We start from the raw sequence: 16,957 nt of genomic DNA, 5'->3' as shown, positions 1-16,957 counted from the left end.
AGATGAAATCATCCGTGATTATTGTGTATCTTAATGTCTCATTCTTAAGTTAAATGACTATAGCTTCCGTTTGAGTTTTACCTCTTCCCATGACCCTTAACCATAGTGTATCCTCTGTTATGGGTAATTGGTTAATAGCAACAATGGCGGTTTTCTGATATTTGGGTAAAAAATAAACTCCTGTTTCCCATTTCTCCTTTGTTTGCGCTCCAAAACCTGCGAGGATTCTTTCAGAACAAGTTGGTGTTAAAATCCATAGAAGGGGTAATTCTTGTTCAGAAATAGAACGTTTTTCTCGTTTCGCTTCTCGCAATAAATCACCTTGTACACTATACAATTTTAACAAACAAGTTCTAATTTCTACTTCATTAGGTGCATTGCGGTAAGGTTCAAATAAACAGCTTGTAACTGCCATTTTTCCTAATAATCCTAATTCGGAATTTGTAGATGTTGTAGTCGGAACAAACCAAACATCTATTTCTTGAACTTCGCTTTTTACATCTTTACTGGTTTCTACCTTACCTAGAGGTTTCAATAGTTCTTCTAGATATTCTTTGGCCAGTTGGTCGTGGACTTGTCGTGTCATGAATTTCCTAGTATAGCCGTAATTTCTAATTTCCAGGGCTTGTTTTTGAATTAGGAATTGTACAGTAAGTGCCAAAACAACATACACTTTTTGTGAATTAACCTCACAAAAGGAGTTGGCCATGAATAAGTTTTTATTCGTAAGCGATTTAGATCATACCTTAGTAGGCGATGATCAGGCATTGTTGGTATTGAGCGATCGCTTGCAACAGCATCGTCAACAATATGGTACAAAGATAGTCTACTCTACAGGGCGATCGCCTGTGCTTTATCGAGAACTCCAACAGGAAAAAAATCTCTTTTCCCCAGATGCTCTAGTTCTGTGTGTTGGTACGGAAATATATTTGCATGGTAGCAACCATCCTGACACAGAATGGGCAGATATTCTCTCTCAAGGTTGGCATCGGGAAAAGATTTTATCCATTACTGAGCAATTCCCGGAATTAGTGTTACAGCCGGATACAGAACAACGTCCTTTTAAAGTCAGTTTTTTCCTAAAAGCCGAATTATCGGGCATTTTACCACAACTTGAGACAGAATTGCAAAAATCCCAACTAAATATAAAATTAATTTATAGTAGTGAAATAGACCTTGACATTTTACCCCATACCAGCGATAAAGGTCAAGCAATGCAGTTCCTCCGTCAGAAGTGGAAATTTGCAGCCGAGCAGACTGTTGTTTGTGGTGATTCAGGTAATGATATTGCTTTGTTCGCTGTTGGTAGGGAACGGGGAATCATTGTTGGTAATGCTCGTGAGGAGTTACTGCAATGGTATCATCAGCATCCCGCTGACTATCGTTACCTGGCACAAAATCGTTGTGCTGCTGGGATTATGGAAGGTTTAAAATATTTTGGTTTCCTAGAATGATTAGCTATCTTAAAGGTATCGTCGCTGGTGTCCAAGCCATTACCCCTAATCGTGTTATCTTGACCTTAGAGGTAAATGGCATGGGTTACGATTTGCAAATTCCTCAACGTCTGGCCAACCAGTTAACATCTACTGGAGATGTGGTACAAATTTTTACCCATTACCAGATCCGGGAAGAAGTACCTATGCTCTACGGTTTTTCTTCTCCCTCGGAACGGGATTTATTTCGTCATTTACTCAGTGTCAGTGGTATTGGTGCGGCCTTGGCCATCGCACTTTTGGATACAATGGAATTACCAGAGTTAGTTCAAGCTATTATCGCTGCTAATATCCAAATCTTAATTCAAGCTCCTGGTATAGGCAAAAAGACCGCTGAACGCATCTGTTTAGAACTCAAGAGTAAATTAATCGAATGGCGCAAATCAGCGGGCTTCTTCGTCGCTACGGGCGGACCTGCACCAGGAATTTTAGAAGAAGTGCAAATGACTCTCTTTGCTTTGGGGTATACTGCTCATGAAGTTAGTAATGCTTTGCACGTTGTTAGTGAAGATGTTGGTTTACCCAAAAACGCCTATGTAGAGGATTGGATTAGACAAGCGATCGCTTATTTGAGCAGCAATGATATGATTTTACAGTAGATTACAGGATTAGGAGGTACAAATGTTCATAGTAAAACTCTGATTGTGTCTGCATCCTACCAGCTTATATGTACCTCAATCATAATGCAATCATATTTAACCTAACCTAATTACGCCCTCTGCAATATATTTATAGGAGGAAAGAATGTACGACAGCGATAAACGTAAACTATTATCAGCCTTGTGTCACGGAGCAATTTTTTTTAGCACTACAATTGTCTCCGTTGGTTTACCCATAGCTATATTATTTGTATCAGATGATCCTGTCGTCAAAGAGAACGCGAAGGAATCTATCAACTTCCATTTTAACGTTTGGTTCTATGGAGCAATTCTCGCAGCTTTGTTTTTTTTAACCGGTTGGTTGGTTTTAACCCTAATCATCCTCTTACCACTAGCCGGTTTAGGGTATATATTACACTGGGGATTAACCATTTGGGCGCTAATTGCTGTTTTCCGTAATCCTGAACAACCCTACCGTTATCCGTTTATTTTCCGGGTTTTTTAAAAGATAGTATTTCCCTGCTGCTGTCACCTCCGGGAATAGGCAATTAACCGCAACAGACCAAGAAATGATATAAAATCATTGAGAATATTGGATTTTTTTAAGATTGTTTTTTGCAAATAGGTTATTAGCAAATGTCCATCAAGTTGTAAAATATAAAATTGCCCCACAGCTTCATCAACAGCAGGGCAAAAGACAGTTAAAGCACTGCTTGTAGTTTGTCTGAATAAAGCCAGCTAAAAACCTGCTTCTGTGACGCTTTATTCTGTGTCCATCGTATTGTTTTCTCTGCACAAAATTTATGTTTCCTATCCACCGTCCCCGTCGTCTGCGTAGCCATACCCAATTACGTCGTATGGTACGTGAAACCGTTTTAACTACTAGCGATTTGATTTATCCATTGTTTGCTGTACCAGGGGAAAGTATAGCCAAAGAAGTCAAATCTATGCCCGGTGTTTATCAACTTTCCGTAGATAAAATTGTTGAGGAAGCTAAAGAAGTTTATGATTTAGGCATTCCCGCAATTATCCTATTTGGAATTCCTGAAGATAAAGATATAGATGCTACCGGCGCGTGGCACGATTGTGGTATTGTCCAAAAAGCAGCAACCGCAGTTAAAAATGCTGTTCCTGATTTAATTGTCATGGCTGATACTTGTTTGTGTGAGTATACAAGTCATGGCCATTGTGGTTATTTACAAGTTGGGGATTTAACAGGTAGAGTATTAAATGATCCAACTTTGGAATTATTAAAGAAAACCGCAGTTTCCCAAGCTCAAGCTGGTGCAGATATTATCGCACCTTCGGGAATGATGGATGGTTTTGTGCAAGCAATTCGCGCGGGTTTGGATGCAGCGGGCTTTGAAAATATCCCTATTATGTCTTATGCTGCTAAATATGCTTCAGCTTATTATGGACCATTTAGAGATGCGGCAGACTCAACACCACAATTTGGAGATAGACGCACTTACCAAATGGACCCCGGTAACGCTAGGGAAGCCCTGAAAGAGATTGAATTGGATATCGCTGAAGGTGCGGATATGCTGATGGTTAAACCAGCATTGGCATATATGGATATTATCTGGCGCGTTAAGGAAGCTAGTAATTTACCTGTAGCGGCTTACAATGTATCTGGTGAGTATGCAATGGTGAAAGCAGCGGCTTTAAATGGTTGGATTGATGAGCAGCGTGTTGTTATGGAAACTTTGACCGGGTTTAAACGGGCTGGTGCTGATTTAATTTTAACTTATCACGCCAAGGATGCGGCTCGGTGGTTGTAAGTTAAGATATTATCTCACGCAGAGGCGCAGAGGCGCGGATAGCGTTTTTGTGTTTGGGCGTGAGATTTTTTTTGTGGTTTTTGTTGAGCTTATGGAAATTAAGACGGGTGGGATTTTTGTATAAGTACCGAAAGTTCTGAAAACATCCTTTAAGATAGTTGACTAAAATTATTGACTATTTGTGCAATAATATTGACACATACACTATTAAAATAGGCTATAGAGTTTGTGACTTTGACAAAAATTAGCCCCGGACAACCACTGACTGATATACAGAAAAATGGCTTACAGTTGGTATCCCTGTTGACCGGGGGTAAGCGTGATGTTGTTTTAGCTATTGATGTTACGGAAAGTGTTGGTTTTAATGATCAAGGCCGGATTCGTTTACGTCAAATAGTTACAGACAGTCTGAAAACTGGTGATTATGTTTATGTTGTTCCCTTCGCTCAAAATTTGGTTTTTGATGATGTTATATCTGTAGAAAATCCTTTGGGAACACCTATATATTTTGGGCAGAAAAATGCAGAAAATATTGATAAAGTATTAGCCAAAATACCTTTTAGTTACGACCCTAACCGCTATGGTACAGATATTCAAAAAGCAGAATTAACTATTTATCAAGGTATCGCACAAATTAATCAAAATCGAGTTTCTAAAAATCAATTAATTAAACCCCAGTCCGTTGTTTGGATTACTGACGCACCTTTGTTTACTCAACCGGGAATTAATTCTCAGATTTGGACAGAAACCCATGCTGATAGTCCCTTGAGAATAGCAACATCACCAGAAAGCCAAGAAAGACAAAAATGGATTGAGACTTTACCTTTAAAACAGCGATCGCTCACCATTGTAACACAATCCAGTAAAGATTATCAACTATCTGTAGTAGACATTAACCCGACAATTCAAGAATTTTGTACACCAGCCCCCGGAGGTCAAGAAACCTGTTTAGTTAATTCGTATTTACTCAAACAGCTATGGTTTCCCAGTTTAATTTTATTATTATTAATAGCTGCTGGTGTTTGGAGTCTATGCAAATTTGCTAGATTACAAAAAAAATGGAAATTGCGAATCACCTTTGAAGATAATACAGAAGATGAAGAAAAATTATGTATACTACCAAATAAGAAAAAAATCGCCATAGGTGAAGATGATCCTAGCTGTAAGGATTCCATTGACTGTCCAGGGGGAGAAATTAGAGGCTATTTACAACGTCAAGGAGAAAAACTTTATTTAGTCCCAACACCAGAGGGAAACATTCAACTAAACAACAAAAAAGTGATATCAAAGACTCTCATAACCAATTCTAGATTTACGCTAAATTGTCCAGATTCACGCCGGCGTGATTATCAAATAAATGTTAAAATTGAAAAATAGTATTCAGGGGAAAAACTATGACTCAAGCATCTGCAAAAGAAACCCAATCTAGAGGCATTAATCGCACAATTTGTATCGGTTTAGGGGGAACTGGGAGAGATGTATTAATGCGAATTAGACGGTTAATTGTTGACCGTTATGGAGACCTAAATAAGTTACCAATTGTCAGTTTTGTTCACATTGACACAGATAAAGCAGCCACCCAGGTCACAGGGATTAGAACAGGGAGTACCTATCATGGTGTGGATTTAAGTTTTAAAGAAGCTGAAAAAGTCAGTGCTACCATGTCATCAAGAGATGTCACCAGGTTTGTAGAAGAATTAGAACGGAGTTCAGAATATAGTAATTATGGACCTTATGAGCATATTCGGAGATGGTTTCCTCCGCAATTATTACAAAATATCCCAGCAGTAGAAGAAGGTGCAAAAGGGATTAGACCTGTGGGAAGATTGGCTTTTTTCCACAACTACCGAAAAATTCAAGCAGCCATTGAATCCGCAGAAAAACGCACGAAAGGACATGAATCTTTATTACTACAATCAGGTTTAATCATAGAACCGGGACTAAATATTTTTGTTGTTGGTTCTCTTTGCGGTGGTACAGGAAGCGGAATGTTTTTAGATGTTGGCTATACCCTAAAAAATCTTTATGGTGAAGACGGCGCTCAAATTTTAGGTTATTTAGTAATTAGTCCAGAATTATATGGTAATACAACTAGCATGATTGCTAATACTTATGCTGCATTACAAGAACTGAATTATTATAGTTCTCCTGGGACAAAATTTGAAGCACTTTATGATACTCAAAATGTAGTTTCTGTAATAGAAAAGCGTCCACCATTTAACTACACTTATTTAATAAGTAATGAAGCAACAGCAGAATATTCAATACTTACACAAGGTAAACTATGTAATGTAATTGCCCATAAGATTGCTTTGGAATTTTCTGGTGAATTAGCCGCCTCTGTGAAAAGAAATAGAGATAATTTACAAGAACATATAACCAAGTATGATGATCATCCACGTCGTAATAGCCAAAACTACCTAACATTTGGACTGTCAGCAATTTATTTTCCTCGTGATACTATTATCGAAATTGCTTTAACAAAGGTAGGTTTAGAGTTAGTCAGGTTTTGGTTAAATGGTAAAGGTCAAAGTCCAGATCCTATTAACTTACTTGAGCAATTTTTGATTCAACATAATTGGCATAATGACTTAGGAAAACGAGATGGTTTAACTAATAAATTAGCAGAGTCTGTAGAAGAATCCAATAAGACCTTTAGTAATAGTCTTAAAACTTGGCAAAATAAATTATCCCGGTTAATTGCTGAATGTAAAAACAAGGATGACCGCACTAATATCCGTCAGCAATTAGCAACAGAATTTTATAAGCAATTTCGCACAGTGCAACCAGGAGAAACAGAAAGTATTCGCGGTTATTGGTTGACGAAATTAATACAAGCTACTCCTAAGATTACCAAAGAACTTAATGGGAATATTGATGATTATGTGATGCAATTACTCGCACCAGTAGATTCTAATTTCTCTATTAAAAATACACACAATTGGTTAGATTCTCTGCGACACGAATTACATAAATATCAACGAGATTTACAAGAATCAATTACTGATTTTGGAGGCATGAAGCGCTTAGAAGATGTAGAAAGAAAATGGGATAATGCAGAACAAACAATTGAAGATATGGAAAATAAAATAGGTATTCCCTTTGTTGATTTCAAAAACATTCCATTTCAGGAGGAGTGCAAAAAAGTAATGCAAGAAGTTTACAAAATTATCAAGCATAATTTTGAATTAACTGTATTGCAAGAAACTTTGAAAATGGTCAATCAATTACAAAAGCAAGTTCAAGAAAAAGAAAAGCAAATTGCAGCTTTTAGTAGTTTAGTAGAGGACTTAGAAAGTGCTTATGAAAAAGAGGAAAGAGAATTAAAACAATTAAATTTCGATGAAATGAGTGGAGAAGCGATTTTTGATACTGAAGATATAGAACTCTGCTATCAAACAATGATCCCAGAAAATGATAGTCGTCCCCAATTAATATTAGCAAGTTCAGAAATTACTAAAGAAACCGATAGAGGAGCATCTTTAGGATTTTTCCTGAATATGGAACGCACTACTTATTCTCAGCTAAAAGAAAAAATTGATCTGAAAGTTAATACTTTATTTGCTTTTCGCGGTAGAAATATTGTTACTTCTGTGATTAAACGCTTCATGCAGAAATATTCTTTATCTGCACGTTCAATTCGTTTAAAGCAAATTATCCAGGAATCTCAACCACTTTTACGTTTAGATTTGGAGGATAGGTATTTTGTACCTGATAAGGGTAAAAGTAGTAAATTAATAGGTTACAAGGATACAGAAGAATTAGAAGTGGCACAGTTTGAAAGTTTATTGACACAGGATTTATCTGTACAACAAAGTGACTTACAAGAAATGCAAGCAGATGATGAAATTTTATTTGTGAATGAATACGGTGGGTTTCCTTTGAGATTAATTATTGGTTTGGGAAAAATGAGAAACCCATATTTAAAAGAAAAAAATTCTGGTAAATCTTTTTTGCATAATGATTATCGTATATCCTTTCCTGATATTATGCCACCTAATGCTGGAAAAATGGAAGAAGTGGAAAATATTTTCTATCCTTGTTTAGCATTAGAACTGTTAGTAGAAAATCATGATACTCAAGAATTAGAGTTTCAATATTATGACCATTTTCAGAATAGTTATGATACTGTTTCCTTGAGTGGAATTTGGATAGAATCTTTGGAATATCTAGCTAGTCACCCCAATATGACTGAAGCATTAAAGCAAATTTTGGATAATACAATTTTAGAAATGGAAAATAATCCAACATTGTGGGTAAATATTCATTTACCCAAGTTGCGTCAATTTCCTGATAAGCTGACCAAAATTTCTGAAGATAATCCTAATTCTCTCTATAAGACAAGAGTATATACAGACACAAGGGATAATAACGATAATACAAAGGAGGGCGTTATCAATCGTTTTTTGAAGAAAATGGAGGCGAAATTCGGAAACACAAATTCAATTTTACCAAGAAACAATACAGGAACTCAAAAAGCTATTGTGGGGGAAATAGTTGCTAATTCTTCTGATAATCGTTCAAGACGACGACAGGAATTAGAGCAGCTTAAACAAGATTTAGATGAAGGTTTTATGACTTCAGAAGAATACGAACGAGAAAAACAAAGAATTTTTCTCCAATATCCACTATAGTTTTTTATGGGTAGTTCATATCTACCCAATTCTCACATTTTTTTGCACTACTTATTTCACTACCACAGGTCACTTTTATGCCAGCAATACCACTTTACTTAATTCTCATCACTCTCTTTCTGGTTGTTATTCCATCTGTGATTACTATTGTTATTCGCATATATCTTTACCGCTATTTAATAGATTTGACGAGCAAAGTTCAAAGATTAATCAAAACAGGAATCAGGGGAGTACAACCGAAAATTATCCAAACATTAGAAGCTAGATTTGAACAAGCTAGTAAACAATTAGAACAGGTAAATACAGCAGCATTAATAGATCAAATTTATAGTCAGGAAACAATCAAGGGATTTACCTTTACCTGTGAACAAATAGATTATTTATGTCGTATTTTGCCAAATTTACTGTTAGCTTTTGGGTTACTTGGTACTTTTTTAGGTATCACTATTAATCTATCTACTCTGAGTCAAACGATTAATCAAGCTAATGCTAGTGATGTCAGTAATTTAGTTACTGAGTTAAAGAAACCATTGGAAGGAATGAGTATTGCATTTACTACCAGTTTAACAGGACTATTTTTCAGTGCTTTGGTAACAATAGTCAATTTCATCTTTAATAGTGGACTTGCTAAATATCGCTTAATTAGTTCCTTAGAAGATTATCTAGATAATGTATATTTTCCTAAAGTGCAGGGTGATACCCGTCTTGATAAAATAGTTAATAGAATGGTATCGCAGCAGGATGAATTTTTAACAAATTTTGGTAAAATAGTCCGCGAAGCTGTGGAACAATCTATGGGAAAAGTCGCAAAACAAATTGCTGACGGGAATAAAGAAACTACAGATTTAGCTAGACAGGTTTATGAAAAATTTACAGTTTCTGCTGGAACTATATCTAGTGCTGCTAATGAGTTTAAAAGTTCAATGTCAGCATTAAATACAACATCTCAAATATTTAAACAGTCCGCTGAAACTTTTAATAAAAGTGAGTTTCCTCTCAAATTATCATTAGCTGTTGTAGATTTGAGTAATACACAACAAAAATTTTCTGAGTCAGCTACAAGTTTAGCAGCAACAACGGAAGTAATTAAAACAGTTTTAACGGAGGTTCAGAATTGTAGTCAAAGTTTAATTAAGTTAGCAGAAGAAATCAAAGATACAAATAAAGCTTTGGTTAAAGTGTTAGATTTACATCAAAATAACCAAAATCTTCTTAGTGAAATTATTCCCCAACTTCAACAAGGAGCTAATAGTTACGAAAAAGCAATTAATAAACTGGATGATTTAGATCAAAGAGTGGGAGATAAGTTCAATAATTTTGATCAATTAATCACAGCTATGACTCAGTTATTAGAAAATGTGAAAACATATACAACGGAATTAATTAGCAAAGTTGCAACGGAAACTGAAAATTCTAGTCAAAGCTTAATTAGTTTATCTGAAGAGATAAAAGCTATGAACCAAACTTCAATTCAGGTATTAGAATTACATAAAAATAACCAAAATCTTCTCACTGAAATTATTCCCCAACTTCAACAAGGAGCTAATAGTTATGAAAAAGCAGTTAATAAACTGGATGATTTAGATCAAAGAGTGCGCGATAAAGTTAATAGTTTTGATAAATTAATCACAACTATTGAGCAGTTGTTAGAAAATGTGAAAACATATACAAATAATGTAAATACTACTATTAGTATAGCATCTAACCAAACAGATGCTAATAATCAAAAACTGATGAAATTATTAGAGAATAATAATTCTCAACTAATTGCTGAATATCAAAATGTCAGTAATACCATTATTGAAGGAATTGACAGACAAACTAATATCAACAAGAAGGGTTTTGAGGCTAATATTAAAGGTTTGGAGCTATTAATCAAGAATCTTGGGGAATATCCACAAAAATTTGATGACACAAATAACGATACATGAGGTGCGTTACGCTGACGCTAACACACGCTACTGTTGAAGTTGACTAACAAATTTACAAAAATAAAACATTGCAATTATGGCTCGTCGTTCACGCTACACACAATATAATGAAGACCTAAACGTTTGGCCAGCATTTACTGATTTAATGTCTAATGCGTTTATGATATTGGTTTTATTTTTGTTTTTAACCATCATCATATCACAAATCAATAAATCAGAAATTAATAATATAGATAAAAATGCTCAAAATTCAAAACAGTTGGCTTTAAAAGTAAAACAATTACAGCAGCAAGTAAAATATTTACAAATACAACTAGAGCCTGAAAAAAAAGCAACAGACGCACCACCAATCATAGTTATAAAAGATGAAGGTGCTTATAGATTTGCTTCTGGTAGTGCTGAAATCTCTCAAGAAATGTCGAATTATATCCTGCAAAAAATAGTACCAGAAATAGAGGCTAGAACTAAACAATATGGGATTAATGTAGTAGAAATAATCGGACACACAGACGGACAAGCTAATGGTCAAGTAACTAGTAATTTGGATGTCAATTTAGAAAATGTAGTTAGTGGTAATATACAGGTAGGAAACTTACGAGCAGGTTCTAATGCTGATTTAGGATTAATGCGGGCTTTATCGGTTGTCAAGGCGCTGCGTGATATCCAAACAAAAGAAAATAGACTATCTGGATTATCCTTTCGCGCCTATTCTGCGGCACAATTAATATTACCAAATGGACAATTTGCAGCAATAGCGCGTCAAGATGATGTTACCCGACGACGAATTGAAATCCGTTTTACCCGCTTGGGAGAAGTACAAGAGGTTAGATAATTTAGATGATCTAGTTTTGTTATATATCTGAGAGGATGTCAAAAAAGATTTAGAATATAAAGAACTGAATTTGAGCAAAGTGATTCAAAAAACCGTAAACCAAAATGGGGAAGTCCCACTTTTTTAGCAATACTACCTATTACTCCCTGCTAGGGCTACATCCCTCAGCATCAGTAATTGATATCCGTCGCGCTTATAGAGAATTAAGCAAAATTTATCACCCTGATACGACGGAATTACCTGCTAATCTTGCTACTGCTAAATTTCAGCAAATTAATGAAGCCTATGCTACCCTCAGTAATCCTGAACGGCGCTTAAACTATGATTTAAAAATTGGCTATTCCCGTTTTGGTGTCATTCAAACCCCAACTGATTTAAACCGTCCAGTGTCTCGTGGCCATGACTGGTCAAAATCAGGTTATTTAGATGCCACAGATCGTCCCCTGTCTTCCGGGGAAATATTTGTATTATTTATTTTGGGATTGACCATTGTTGGTTGTATGCTATTAGCGATCGCTATTGCTGTTCTTCGTGGGGAAGTAATCCTCTGAATAACCACCTCCCACTTTTCGACTAAACAATAATTTTTCCATAATTTTAAATTGCTTATGCTTCCCTCCCATACACCCTTATATAGTCATCCTTTACCACAAATCGAACAGTGGTTAAAAAACCAAGGTTGTCATCAAGACGAAACTCAGCTACATTGTTGGCATATACAACGATCTAGTTGGGAAGCAGAAATTTGGTTAGACACTGAAGAAATTACAGTCCGGTATCTCCAATCAGGAGGAAATAATCAAGATATTCAACGTTCCTTTAAGTATTCCCTGAGTCGGGAAGATGTGGAAGCAGCGGTTTTTTCTGGACCATAATCTAATTTTAGATTTTGGATTTTGGATTTTGGATTTTGGATTTTAGATTTCGGGATTTTAGGATTTTAGGATTTTAAGATTTTAAGATTTTAGGATTTTAAGATTTTAAGATTTTAGGATTTTAAGATTTTAGGATTTTAGGATTTTGAGATTTCGGGATTTTAGGATTGATTGTCAATCTAAAATCACCAATTTACAATCTAAAATTGTCAGACTTTCCCAAACCGTCGCTCCCGCTGTTGATAAGCAGATAAAGCCCGATGGAACTCACTGCGGTTAAAATCTGGCCAGAGAGCATCACTAATATAAATTTCTGCATAAGCCATTTGCCAAAGTAAGAAATTTGACAGGCGCATTTCCCCACTGGTACGAATTAATAAATCTGGATCTCCTATTCCTGATGTATACAAGTGACTTTCAAATAATTCTTCAGAAATTTCTTCAGGCTTTAATAAACCCTCTTTAACCTTTTGAGCGATCGCTTGACAAGCTTGTAAAATTTCTTGCCTACCGCCATAATTAGTAGCTATTGTCAACCGAATACTGCGATTATCCTTAGTTTCTGCCATAGAACGGGAAATTTCCCTCTGAAGTGCCTTTGGTAAGGCCGATAAATCACCCACAAACTGAATTTGCACATTTTCCTCTACCATTTCCCGCAATTCCTGACGCAAAACCCGCTGGAATAAAGTCATTAAAAATTCCACCTCTTCCTGTGGTCTTTTCCAGTTCTCCGTCGAAAAAGCATAGGCCGTTAGTGCTTTAATCCCCCAATCCTTACAACAGTGCAGCAAATCCTTAAGAGCATTGACACCAGCTTTATGACCCACAATTCGGGGTAAACCTTGGCGTTTTGCCCATCGTCCATTACCATCCATAATCACCGCAACGTGCCGGGGTAGTAATTCTTGTTTTAAATCAGGGGGTAAATATTGCAATTCAGTTGGTTGTGTTATCATTTTTTATCTTCAGAAGCGGTCGTATCCCTGCCGGGAAGTGAACTACGCGTAGCGTGTCGTTGGTGTAGCCCCTCATAGATCAGACGAGGTAATCTAACTAATCGAGAAATTAATTGTAGTGACTGACCACCAAGCCGACGAACTAAACTTAAAATACCAGGTGCATGAGCTTCCCGATCTACAGTTGGGGAAAATCGAGCCTCTAAAGACTCTTTGAGCTTTTTAATAGTTAGTGGTCTATATAAAGTTCCTCTTTCGGCTAAGGAAATAGAACCGGTTTCTTCAGATACAACGACACAAATACAATTTTCTACTCTTTCGGTAATTCCCATTGCTGCCCGGTGGCGTGTTCCCAACTGGCGGGAGGCTGTGCGTCCTGAAAGTGGTAAAATTATTCCTGATGATATAATACGTGAACCACGAATTAACGTCGCTCCATCGTGTAACAAGGTTTTGGGTTGGAAAATAGTTTGGATCAGTTCTTTAGAAACCTCAGCATTTAGCTTTACCCCCGGCACGGAAAAATCTTGTTCTTCAATAGGTCTTGTAGTTTCTAAAATTAGTAAAGCGCCAATGCGATTTTTCGACAATTCTTTAACCGCATCCACAATTTCGTCAATTACACTATCCGACTTAGGAATTGCACTAGCGTTATTCACAAAACACTGCCAAAATTCACCGCGCCCCAATTGTTCTAAAAAACGGCGAAATTCTGATTGTAGTGCCACAGCCATAGCCACAGCACAGCCAATCACCAATTTTTCTAGGACAAAATTTAGCAGAGGCAATCCTAATTTACTACTCAGCGCCGAACAGAGCATTAAAATTATAAACCCTCGTACCATCCATAACGTACGCCGTTCACTAATAATTACTAGGATTATGTATGTTAGTGCCAGCACTAACATCATATCCAGAGTCCCAAGGAGCAAGGACTGTGACCAATCTCCCAGGTTTATCAGCCATTGCTTCCACCAATCTCTCATGACATCTGGATTCTTATAGTCATTTGTCAACGGACTATTTAAGTCTTTCTGGTAGGCAATCTTGTCGAATCAAGTCTTGATAAGTTTCGCGCTGCAAAATTAAATTTGCTTCGCCATTGGCTACCACCACCGCTGCCGGTCGGGGAAGACGATTGTAATTAGATGCCATACTGTAATTGTATGCACCTGTTCCCATAACGACCAGAATATCATTGGCTTGAGTTTTTGGCAGTTGGGCATTTTTAATCAGAATATCCCCTGATTCGCAATGTTTACCCGCTAAGGTCACTGTTTCCGTGCAGGGAACAGACATTTTATTGGCAACTACCGCCCGATAAACTGATTGGTAGGTAATAGGACGCGGATTATCTGACATTCCGCCATCAATCGCCACATAAGTGCGAATTTCGGGAACAATCTTACTAGAGCCAACAGTATAAGCAGTAACACAAGCCGTGGCAATGAGCGATCGCCCAGGTTCACAGAGTAATTTTGGTAAAGGCAGATTTTCTGATATACAAGCCGTTTGCACGACCTCACAAATCGCTTTTGACCATTCTTCAATGCTTGGTGGATCATCAGATTCTATATATTTAATCCCTAAACCACCACCAACATTTAATTCTGTAATTGTCAATCCGTGTTTAGCCGCATCTCTTAACCACTGCACCATCACAGCCGCTAAATCTCTATGTGGTTGACGTTCAAAGATTTGTGAACCAATATGAGCGTGTAAACCAACACAGTTTAGACTAGCTTGTTTACTCACAAAAGCAAACACTTCCTGTAAATCATTGGGATCAAAGCCAAATTTACTATCTAAGTGTCCAGTACGAATATATTCGTGAGTATGGCATTCTATCCCCGGAGTCAAGCGTAGCATAATCCGAATCGGCGCAGCAGCAGAATTTTCTGCTTGTTCCCCTCCTATCTTCACCAACCTATATAATTCATGCCAGTTATCTGCAACAATAGTACAACCAGACTCAATTGCTAAAACTAACTCATCATCAGACTTATTATTGCCATGTAAGTAGATTTTGCTGGGATTCATACCAGCATTCAGCGCAGTATAAAGTTCCCCACCGGATACTACATCAATTCCTAACCCTTCTGAGGCCACAATGGCACAAACGGCTAAACAATTCCAGGCCTTAGAAGCATAAAGTACCTGAGATTCTCCTTGATAGTATTCTTTAAAGGTATTTCGATATTGTCTGCAAGCCGTCCGCAGGGTTTCCTCATCTAAAATATATAAAGGTGAACCATATTGCTCCACTAGGGTTGTTACGTCACAGCCACCGATTTCCAGGTGATCATCATGATTAACTCTCGCTGTCAGGGGTAAAAGTTGTTGGTTAGGGGAAATATCAGCAGTATTGTCATTTATTGGCTGTAAATATTGACGGCCAGAAAGTTGAAGTTCGACGGGGTAAGTCAATGCCATAATTAATTAAAATTGTATTTGTGAAAATTCTACAGAATGACAATAAGTCCTCATTCCTAGTTTACCCTCTCATTGCTAATGGGTAATAGGTAATTGATCATTGATCGTTGGTAATTAGTTATTAAACTTCCTTAATCCTCAAAAATCGTGATTTCATCAGACTTAAAAATTCAACCTTTGACGAGAGACAATTTAACTGCGTTACTAGAACTAGATAAAGCCTGTTTCCACGGTTTGTGGACCATGGAAGGCTATCTACGCGAATTAGAAAGTCCTAACAGTCATTTTCTGGGTTTATTTTCACCTTTTAATGACTGCGAACTTCTGGGAATGGGCTGTTTTTGGTCAATTTTAGAGGAAGCACACATTACAATTTTGGCTGTTCATCCCCTGTATCATGGTCAAGGGCTAGGAAAAGCTATATTATATTCTCTACTGCGAACTGCTACTGATATCGGTTTAGAGAGAGCCACCCTGGAAGTCCGTGATTCTAACTACGTTGCCATTTCCCTGTATCAAAAGTTTGGTTTCAAAACGGCGGGACGACGACGGGGTTATTACAAAGACAACAATGAAGATGCTTTAATTCTTTGGCTTTCTGAACTACAGCAGCCACATTTTCTCAAAAATCTAGATCAATGGGCAAGTTTCATAAATTCACCCTTCTAGATTCCAACTTAACACTGACAACTGACCATTGACAACTGACCATTGACAACTGACCATTGACAACTGACAACTGACAACTGACCATTGACAACTAACAACTGACAACTGACCATTGACAACTGACCACTAACAACTGACCACTAACAACTGACTAATCTTCCCATGATTGGGCTTGGACTTCAACCGCTGTCACATCAATTGTCCCCTCCGGTGTAAAACGTTGAAATTGACTGTTTTTGACTAATAATCGCTCTCCACAGTTAGTACACTGTGTTTGACTATTATTTAAACCTGTTAATTCATATCCACATACGGGACATTGTCCACTAACCAGATTCTTTTGTAACCACCAACGAAACCCAAAAAATGCTGCTACGGGTAAAAATAACAATAAGCCAAAAATAATTACTAAAGAATTAACTAACCAGCCCAAGCCCAATGATGCTAATAACCAGGTAATTGCTAACAGGGTCAGCCAGGGGCGGATTTTTTCAAAGTTGAATTGCAAGTTTTTAAAGCTCATGTCTCAAATTTGTACTGCTGACTCTAGGATAGCGAGTTTATTTTTTGCTGATGGAAAACGGCAAAAATAGGACTTTTTAATAAACTAAATAGTTATTGTACCCTTTTATTTTAACTTTTTAATTCCTGTAACCTGTCCCCTGTAACCTGTCCCCTGTAACCTGTTCCCTGTTCCCTGTCCCCTGTAACCTCTTCCCTGTTCCCTGTTCCCTGTAACCTGTCCCCTGTA

14 protein-coding genes and 2 pseudogenes are annotated in these 16,957 nt (G+C 37.1%); 11 read left to right on the top strand and 5 right to left on the bottom strand.

Annotation, left to right across the window (positions count from 1 at the left end):
* Nucleotides 1–58: 58 nt before the first annotated feature.
* Nucleotides 59–586: pseudogene (locus ACIR131C_RS22710) on the bottom strand (hypothetical protein); the annotation flags it as partial.
* A 121-nt stretch (nt 587–707) separates the two neighbouring features.
* Here ACIR131C_RS22710 and ACIR131C_RS0113435 point away from each other — a divergent pair.
* The 10 genes and pseudogenes from ACIR131C_RS0113435 to ACIR131C_RS0113390 all read left to right on the top strand — a co-directional run bounded on the left by ACIR131C_RS0113435 (nt 708) and on the right by ACIR131C_RS0113390 (nt 12,145).
* The gene (locus ACIR131C_RS0113435) at nt 708–1,454 is read left to right on the top strand and encodes a sucrose-phosphate phosphatase (protein WP_028090618.1); all 747 of its coding nucleotides are present in this window, start codon (nt 708–710) and stop codon (nt 1,452–1,454) included.
* Nucleotides 1,451–2,092, top strand: coding sequence for a Holliday junction branch migration protein RuvA (gene ruvA, locus ACIR131C_RS0113430; RefSeq protein WP_028090617.1), 642 nt, complete (start codon nt 1,451–1,453; stop codon nt 2,090–2,092). The genes ACIR131C_RS0113435 and ruvA overlap by 4 nt, the downstream gene beginning before the upstream one ends.
* A 145-nt stretch (nt 2,093–2,237) precedes the next feature.
* Entirely contained in the window at nt 2,238–2,597 is a 360-nt protein-coding gene (locus tag ACIR131C_RS0113425; RefSeq protein ID WP_028090616.1) for a DUF4870 domain-containing protein, read from the top strand.
* Nucleotides 2,598–2,895: 298 nt separating this feature from the next.
* Complete coding sequence (gene hemB, locus ACIR131C_RS0113420; RefSeq protein WP_028090615.1) at nt 2,896–3,873, top strand: porphobilinogen synthase; 978 nt, start codon at nt 2,896–2,898, stop codon at nt 3,871–3,873.
* A 228-nt stretch (nt 3,874–4,101) separates the two neighbouring features.
* On the top strand, nt 4,102–5,250 hold the full coding sequence (locus ACIR131C_RS0113415; protein ID WP_028090614.1) for a VWA domain-containing protein: 1,149 nt from the start codon (nt 4,102–4,104) through the stop codon (nt 5,248–5,250).
* A 17-nt stretch (nt 5,251–5,267) separates the two neighbouring features.
* On the top strand, nt 5,268–8,507 hold the full coding sequence (locus ACIR131C_RS0113410; protein ID WP_028090613.1) for a tubulin-like doman-containing protein: 3,240 nt from the start codon (nt 5,268–5,270) through the stop codon (nt 8,505–8,507).
* Between the two features lie 77 nt (nt 8,508–8,584).
* The gene (locus tag ACIR131C_RS0113405; protein WP_028090612.1) at nt 8,585–10,438 is read left to right on the top strand and encodes a hypothetical protein; all 1,854 of its coding nucleotides are present in this window, start codon (nt 8,585–8,587) and stop codon (nt 10,436–10,438) included.
* A gap of 76 nt (nt 10,439–10,514) precedes the next feature.
* On the top strand, nt 10,515–11,270 hold the full coding sequence (locus ACIR131C_RS0113400) for an OmpA family protein (protein WP_028090611.1): 756 nt from the start codon (nt 10,515–10,517) through the stop codon (nt 11,268–11,270).
* A gap of 79 nt (nt 11,271–11,349) precedes the next feature.
* Nucleotides 11,350–11,821: pseudogene (locus ACIR131C_RS0113395) on the top strand (J domain-containing protein).
* A gap of 57 nt (nt 11,822–11,878) precedes the next feature.
* Nucleotides 11,879–12,145: a DUF3143 domain-containing protein gene (locus tag ACIR131C_RS0113390; protein WP_035372048.1), complete on the top strand. Its 267-nt coding sequence runs from the start codon at nt 11,879–11,881 to the stop codon at nt 12,143–12,145.
* Nucleotides 12,146–12,354: 209 nt separating this feature from the next.
* Here the strand turns inward: ACIR131C_RS0113390 and ACIR131C_RS0113385 are convergent, their stop codons facing one another.
* From ACIR131C_RS0113385 to lysA, 3 genes are read right to left on the bottom strand one after another with little or no spacing between them, the layout of a single operon-like run.
* On the bottom strand, nt 12,355–13,104 hold the full coding sequence (locus tag ACIR131C_RS0113385) for an isoprenyl transferase (RefSeq protein WP_028090608.1): 750 nt from the start codon (nt 13,102–13,104) through the stop codon (nt 12,355–12,357).
* On the bottom strand, nt 13,101–14,090 hold the full coding sequence (gene cdaA, locus ACIR131C_RS0113380) for a diadenylate cyclase CdaA (protein ID WP_028090607.1): 990 nt from the start codon (nt 14,088–14,090) through the stop codon (nt 13,101–13,103). The genes ACIR131C_RS0113385 and cdaA overlap by 4 nt, the downstream gene beginning before the upstream one ends.
* A gap of 34 nt (nt 14,091–14,124) precedes the next feature.
* On the bottom strand, nt 14,125–15,537 hold the full coding sequence (gene lysA, locus ACIR131C_RS0113375) for a diaminopimelate decarboxylase (protein WP_028090606.1): 1,413 nt from the start codon (nt 15,535–15,537) through the stop codon (nt 14,125–14,127).
* A gap of 147 nt (nt 15,538–15,684) precedes the next feature.
* Between lysA and rimI the strand changes: the two genes are divergently transcribed.
* On the top strand, nt 15,685–16,206 hold the full coding sequence (rimI, locus tag ACIR131C_RS0113370; protein ID WP_028090605.1) for a ribosomal protein S18-alanine N-acetyltransferase: 522 nt from the start codon (nt 15,685–15,687) through the stop codon (nt 16,204–16,206).
* A 151-nt stretch (nt 16,207–16,357) separates the two neighbouring features.
* On the opposite strand, the gene ACIR131C_RS0113365 is transcribed toward rimI, so the two are convergent.
* Entirely contained in the window at nt 16,358–16,729 is a 372-nt protein-coding gene (locus tag ACIR131C_RS0113365) for a hypothetical protein (RefSeq protein WP_028083692.1), read from the bottom strand.
* Nucleotides 16,730–16,957: the final 228 nt, after the last annotated feature.

The sequence above is a fragment of the Dolichospermum circinale AWQC131C genome, from assembly GCF_000426905.1.
Lineage (GTDB): Bacteria > Cyanobacteriota > Cyanobacteriia > Cyanobacteriales > Nostocaceae > Dolichospermum > Dolichospermum circinale.
This window is presented reverse-complemented; position numbering and strand designations above follow the sequence as displayed.